The 2,215-nt window shown below is 50.7% G+C and carries 3 protein-coding genes; all 3 read left to right on the top strand.

Translation table 11 applies throughout. The features are described from left to right. A partial coding sequence (locus BWI97_RS26500; RefSeq protein WP_146011075.1) for a RagB/SusD family nutrient uptake outer membrane protein occupies positions 1–628 on the top strand: 628 nt, incomplete at its 5' end. Positions 629–647: 19 nt separating this feature from the next. Next, a complete protein-coding gene (locus BWI97_RS26495; RefSeq protein WP_102203442.1) occupies positions 648–1,721 on the top strand; it encodes a SusC/RagA family TonB-linked outer membrane protein in 1,074 nt (357 codons plus the stop codon). Then, positions 1,684–2,215, top strand: a 532-nt coding sequence (locus tag BWI97_RS26490; protein ID WP_199182127.1) for a hypothetical protein, incomplete at its 3' end; no start/stop codon positions are given. The genes BWI97_RS26495 and BWI97_RS26490, both read left to right, overlap by 38 nt.

Here is a 2,215-nt window from a genome sequence, read left to right as displayed (position 1 = left end):
TCGGGATTCCCGCTTTGATCTCACCGTATTCTATAATGGCAAACGCTGGCTCCAGCGGGCGGTGGAAACTTTTGATGGCGGTCGGGACCGGCCGGGTGGAAACCTCGTGCAAACGCAGACGGGCTATTACTTACGCAAGTTCATGGCGGACTTTGCCAATAACACCAGCTATACCAATCAGAGCCATAACTTCATTTACTTCCGTTACGCAGAAACGCTGCTCAACCAGGCGGAAATTCTCAATGAACTGGGGCGTACGCAGGAAGCCGTAGATGCACTGATGCTGATTCGTAAACGAGCCGCCATTAAACCCGGCACCAACAGTCGTTATGGAATCAAGGCAGGAATCAGTAAGGATGAATTGCGGGCCCTGATTCAGAACGAACGCCGCATCGAACTGGCGTTTGAAGAACACCGCTTCTGGGACGTTCGCCGCTGGAAACTAGCGGAGACGTTGTTCAATCAGCCCTTGCGAGGCATGCGAATTACTCAGGTGTCCTCCGGACGTTTCAGCTACACTCCTACACAGGTGACGACCATTTCTTTCCAGCCCAGGCTCTATCTGATGCCGCTTCCTTACGAGGAAATTACCAAAAATCTCAATCTGCTTCAAAACCCTGGCTGGTAAGCTTTTCAACTGTACTTCTATGAAAAAGATCTATTGGCTTTTATTGCCGCTTTTACTTTTGAGTCTACCGGGCTTTTGCCAGGATAGAATCATTAAGGGCACAGTTTCTGACAAAAATGAAGCACTCCCCGGAGTTTCCATTTACGAGAAAGGTGTACCTACCAACGGAACCACGACCGACGCTAACGGAAATTTCCGTCTGACTATCAAAGGGAGTGCCAGCATACTCGTCATTCGCTCCATCGGCTACAAGCTCGCGGAAGAACAGGTAGGTAGCCGGACCACGATCAACGTTACCCTTGAATCGGAAGAGCAGGGGCTTAATGAAGTAATCGTCGTTGGTTTTGGCGAACAAAAGAAAATTACCCTGACCGGAGCCGTGAGTATGGTAAGTGGAAAGGAAATCCGGGAAAATCCCTCGGCCAGTCTCCAGAATACGCTGGCAGGACGTCTGCCGGGCTTTTTCTCCCAACAACCTTCCGGCCGACCCGGAGCGGATGGAGCCGACTTCTATATTCGCGGAGTTAGCTCATACAACGGAAATAACCGACCACTGATCATCGTGGACGACATTGAATATTCCTACGAACAGTTTGCCCGCCTCGACCCCAATGAGATCGAAAACCTGTCTATTCTGAAAGATGCCTCTACCACGGCCATTTACGGGGTACGGGGAGCCAATGGGGTCGTCGTCGTCTCCACCCGGCGGGGGAAAGAAGGACCAGCGAAGATTTCCGTCCGGATCGAAAGCAGTTTAACGCAGCCCACAAAAATCCCGCAGTATCTGGATGCCTATGAATCGGCCCGGCTGTATAATCAGGCTCAGATCAACGACAACAATGCCAACCCAAATCCGAATTTCAGGCCCCGTTTTTCGCAGGAAGATCTGGAGCTATTCCGCAACGGCAATGATCCCTATGGCCACCCGAATATCAACTGGAAGGATGTCCTGTTCAAGAAATTCAGCGAGCAGTACCGGGGCAACCTGGATCTTTCCGGTGGTACCGAGCGGGTTCAAGTATTTTGTATCGCTGGGGTATCTCTATCAGAATGGAATGCTAAAAGATTTCGGAGCGGGCCAGGGGGTCAATAATAATTACTACCAGCAGCGGTATAACTATCGGTCGAACCTGGACATGAAAGTGACGAAAACGCTGGACATCCGGATGAACCTGTTCGGCAACTTTGCCCAGGTAAACGTGCCCCGTGTCGGGAGTCCGTTTGGTTACAATGACCTCTTTTACGACTACAGCAGTTTTGCGACGTTGGCTCCTTTTGCGTATCCACTCTATAACCCCGATGGTTCGTACGGCTATAGTACCTGGATTCGAAACGAAAACCCCAACTACAACGTCAACAACGTCATTGGCCGGCTGAATTATTACGGGTATGACCGGAATAATGAAAGCAATATGAACGTAGTAGCCGAAGCCACGCAAAAGCTCGATTTCATCACCAAAGGGTTGAGCATTCGCGGCCGGGTGGCCTATACCAGCAACTACTACTACACGCGTAGTATGACGCGGGATCAGTTTCCGTCGTTCATTTACGATCCGGTCAATGATTCCTACGAACCTCGCGACCCCA

Origin of the sequence: Siphonobacter sp. BAB-5405 (assembly GCF_002872335.1) — a bacterium.
In the GTDB taxonomy this organism is placed as follows: domain Bacteria; phylum Bacteroidota; class Bacteroidia; order Cytophagales; family Spirosomataceae; genus Siphonobacter.
The sequence above is the reverse complement of the archived record's forward strand: the minus strand, read 5'-3'. Positions and strand labels throughout refer to the sequence as shown.

What these genes read in the sequence shown, in the direction of transcription:
- BWI97_RS26495 (WP_102203442.1), top strand. Translation starts at nt 648, where the DNA reads ATGAAAAAGATCTATTGGCTTTTATTGCCGCTTTTACTTTTGAGTCTA.